We start from the raw sequence: 3,464 nt of genomic DNA on the forward strand, positions 1-3,464 counted from the left end.
AGCGCCCATGCCACATGTTCCCTGACCACCTCGCTGCCATGTTCGCGCCGCGCCAGCAAGGCGCTGCGCAGGCTGCTGTCCGCACCGGCGCGCAGGGCATTGCCGAGCGCCACCGCGATATTGCGCAGCCAGCGCTCGTGGCCGATGCGACGGATGGCGCTGCCCTCGGTATGGCGCAGGAATTCTTCTTCGGTCCAGGCAAACAGCGTCGTCAGCTGCTGGCCGGTCAGGCCCTGGCGCTCGTCGAAGTCGGGCAAGGCGCTGCGCTGCGCAAACTTGTTCCAGGGGCAGACCAGCTGGCAATCGTCGCAGCCGTAGATGCGGTTGGCGATCAGCGGCCGCAGCTCCAGCGGAATCGGGCCCGCATGTTCAATCGTCAGGTAAGAGATGCAACGCCGTGCATCGAGTTTGTGCGGCGCCACAATGGCCTGCGTCGGGCAGATGCTGATGCAGGCGCTGCAGCTGCCGCAGTGCTCGCTGACGGGCTCGCTGGGCGGCAAAGCCAGATCGACATAGATTTCGCCGAGGAAAAACATGGAACCGGCTTCGCGGTTGAGCAGCAGCGTGTGTTTGCCGCGCCAGCCCTGGCCGCTGCGCGCCGCGAGTTCGGCCTCGAGCACCGGCGCCGAGTCGGTGAACACGCGGTGGCCCAGCGCCTGCACCTCGGCTCCGATGCGTTCGCTGAGTTTCTGCAGCCGCGCACGCATGATCTTGTGGTAATCGCGTCCCCGCGCATACACCGACACGATGGCCTCGCCGGGCCGCTGCAGGCGCGCCAGCTCCACAGCCTGCCACTGTCCCGGCTGCGCGGGTGTGGATGCTGGCAGGTAATCCATGCGCGCGGTGATCACGCTGACGGTGCCGGGCACAAGTTCGGCCGGTCGGGCGCGCTTGAGTCCGTGCGCTGCCATGTAATTCATGTCACCATGAAAGCCCGCCGCCAGCCAGGCCGACAAGCCCGGCTCTGCCGATGAGAGATCCACGCCCGCAATGCCAATTTGCGAAAATCCAAGCTCGCGCGCCCATGACTGAATTTGAGAAACGAATTGATGGCTATTGAAGATCACCGACACATTGTAAAAAGGATGGCCTGGGACAGCGAGTCCCAGACCCAGGCCTTTGCCGAAGCCCTGGCCGGAAAACTGCGCGCCAGTGCCACGGGCGGCAACGCAGTGATTGAGCTGCATGGTGATCTGGGCGCCGGCAAAACCACATTGGCCCGGCATCTGCTCAAGGCGCTGGGCGTGACGGGCCGCGTCAAAAGCCCGACCTACGCAGTGGTGGAGCCCTACAGCGTGGCCGACCCGGCCGCAGCGGGCAGCGTGTTGTCCATCTGGCATTTTGATTTTTTCCGCTTCAACGATCCCGACGAGTGGGAGGAAGCCGGTTTTCGCGACATCTTCGCCAGCCCCGGCCTGAAACTGGTCGAGTGGCCCGAAAAAGCCGGCAGCCACCTGCCGCCGGCGGATCTGGACATCCACATCGAGATGCTGGCCAGCGAGACGCGCGCCGTCATACTCATCGCCCACACCGACGCCGGCGCGGCGCTGCTGCCATGAGCGCGGGCAAGGGCGGGCTGAAGCGGCGCGACGTGCTGCAGCGGGGCAGCCTGGTGCTGCTGCTGGGCATGCAGCAGATCGCCCGCGGCGCGACGATTCTCGCGGTGCGGGTCTGGCCGGCCAAGGACTACAGCCGCGTCACCATCGAGTCCGACACGGGGCTGAAAACCAAAACCTACTTCATCGCCGAGCCACCGCGCCTGGCAGTGGACATCGAAGGCATCGACCTGATCCCGGCGCTGCGCGAGCTGGTGGCCAAGGTCAAGCCCGACGACCCGAACATTTCAGGCATACGTGTCGGACAGAACGCGCCGGGGGTGGTGCGTCTGGTCATCGACCTCAAGCAGCACATGCTGCCGCAGGTGTTCACCCTGCCGCCGGTCGCGGCTTACCAGCACCGGCTGGTGTTCGACCTCTACCCGACCCAGGTGCTGGACCCGCTGGAGGCCCTGATTGCCGAGCGGCTCAAGGACAAGCCGGATAAGGGGGCCGCGACCGATGCCATCAGTGAGCTGCTGGCAAAGCAGACGGCCCGGCCCGCGCCCGGCCCGGCCGCACCGCCGCCGCCGCCGGTCACGGCCGCGGACAAGAACCAGGCAGGCGGCGCCAGCCCGCCCGTCGCCCAGGCGCCGCCCGAAAGTGTGGGCGCGGGCGCGGGCGGGCGCAACAAGACCGACCGCCTCATCATCGTGGCGCTGGACCCCGGCCACGGCGGCGAAGACCCGGGCGCCATCGGCCCCGGCGGCACACGCGAAAAAGACGTGGTGCTGCAGATCGCCCTGCGCCTGCGCGAACGCATCAACAACATCCCGAACATGCGCGCCTTCCTGACGCGGGATGCCGACTTTTTTGTGCCGCTGCACGTGCGTGTGCAAAAGGCCCGCCGTGTGCAGGCCGACCTGTTCATCAGCATTCATGCCGACGCTTTTTTCACGCCCAGGCCGCAGGGGGCCAGCGTGTTTGCGCTCAGCGAAAAAGGCGCGACCAGCAGCTCGGCGCGCTGGATGGCGGACAAGGAAAACTCCGCCGACCTGGTGGGCGGCGTCAACGTGAAGGCCAAGGACGCGCAGGTGCAACGCGCCCTGCTCGACATGAGCACGACCGCGCAGATCAACGACAGCCTCAAGCTGGGCGGCGCCATGCTCGGCGAGATCGGCAACGTCGGCAAGCTGCACAAGCCGCGCGTTGAGCAGGCCGGCTTTGCCGTTCTGAAGGCACCCGACATTCCCAGCGTGCTCGTGGAAACCGCCTTCATCAGCAACCCCGACGAAGAGGCCAAGCTGCGCAGCGAGGCCTACCAGGTGCAGCTGGCCGATGCGCTGATGCGCGGCATCGGCAGCTACTTTGCCAAGAACCCGCCGCTGGCGCGCAACCGTCCGCTGTAAACGCGGGACACGCCGCGCAGGTTCCCACGGCCCCTGACAAGCGGGCTGGGCGCTCTCCTACAGGGCGACATCGCCTGCGAGCTTATGCTGAAAGCACAGGTAGCAGAGCTTCATATCAAGCCTCGTGCGACAGGCCTGGACTTTACAAAGGTGAACATGATGAACACGAAGCTATTGATGTCGGTTGCAGCAGCGTCCCTGATCGCCCTGACGGGCTGCGGCACCAATCCGACGAACGCACAGATCGGCACCGCTACCGGCGCCGTACTCGGTGGTGCGGCAGGCAGCGCCTTGGGCGGCGGCACATTGGGTACCGTGGGCGGCGCGGCGGCCGGCGCGGTGATCGGCAGTGAAATCGGCAAGAAGCAGGATCAAAAGCGCTAAGACGATTCCAGTAGCCCAGAGCGGAAAGGCGGACATCAAGCATCACGCTGCGCCTGCGCTCGGCCTTGGGCAGTAGAAGCGACTCCCCACTCCCTCCCCCCGCCCCTCCCTCGCCCCGCTGGGCGATGGCGGGGAG

At 66.5% G+C, this 3,464-nt stretch carries 4 protein-coding genes; 3 read left to right on the forward strand and 1 reads right to left on the reverse strand.

Annotated elements, in window-relative coordinates:
• Positions 1-1,064: tRNA epoxyqueuosine(34) reductase QueG (gene queG / locus PSV33_RS06655; protein WP_300560051.1), on the reverse strand; the 1,064-nt coding region annotated here is incomplete at its 3' end.
• Between queG and tsaE the strand changes: the two genes are divergently transcribed.
• From tsaE to PSV33_RS06670, 3 genes are all read left to right on the forward strand, one after another.
• Positions 1,050-1,559, forward strand: coding sequence for a tRNA (adenosine(37)-N6)-threonylcarbamoyltransferase complex ATPase subunit type 1 TsaE (tsaE, locus tag PSV33_RS06660; RefSeq protein WP_300560053.1), 510 nt, complete (start codon positions 1,050-1,052; stop codon positions 1,557-1,559). The genes queG and tsaE overlap by 15 nt on opposite strands.
• On the forward strand, positions 1,556-2,944 hold the full coding sequence (locus PSV33_RS06665; protein WP_300560055.1) for an N-acetylmuramoyl-L-alanine amidase: 1,389 nt from the start codon (positions 1,556-1,558) through the stop codon (positions 2,942-2,944). The genes tsaE and PSV33_RS06665 overlap by 4 nt, the downstream gene beginning before the upstream one ends.
• A gap of 159 nt (positions 2,945-3,103) precedes the next feature.
• Positions 3,104-3,328 carry a glycine zipper domain-containing protein gene (locus PSV33_RS06670; protein ID WP_300560057.1) on the forward strand — a complete coding sequence of 75 codons (225 nt, stop codon included), beginning with the start codon at positions 3,104-3,106 and terminating at the stop codon, positions 3,326-3,328.
• The last annotated feature ends 136 nt before the right edge of the window (positions 3,329-3,464 follow it).

Origin of the sequence: Polaromonas sp. (genome assembly GCF_029945895.1) — a bacterium.
Lineage (GTDB): Bacteria > Pseudomonadota > Gammaproteobacteria > Burkholderiales > Burkholderiaceae_C > Polaromonas.

What these genes read in the sequence shown, in the direction of transcription:
- tsaE (WP_300560053.1), top strand. Translation starts at nt 1,050, where the DNA reads ATGGCTATTGAAGATCACCGACACATTGTAAAAAGGATGGCCTGGGAC.
- PSV33_RS06665 (WP_300560055.1), top strand. Translation starts at nt 1,556, where the DNA reads ATGAGCGCGGGCAAGGGCGGGCTGAAGCGGCGCGACGTGCTGCAGCGG.
- PSV33_RS06670 (WP_300560057.1), top strand. Translation starts at nt 3,104, where the DNA reads ATGAACACGAAGCTATTGATGTCGGTTGCAGCAGCGTCCCTGATCGCC.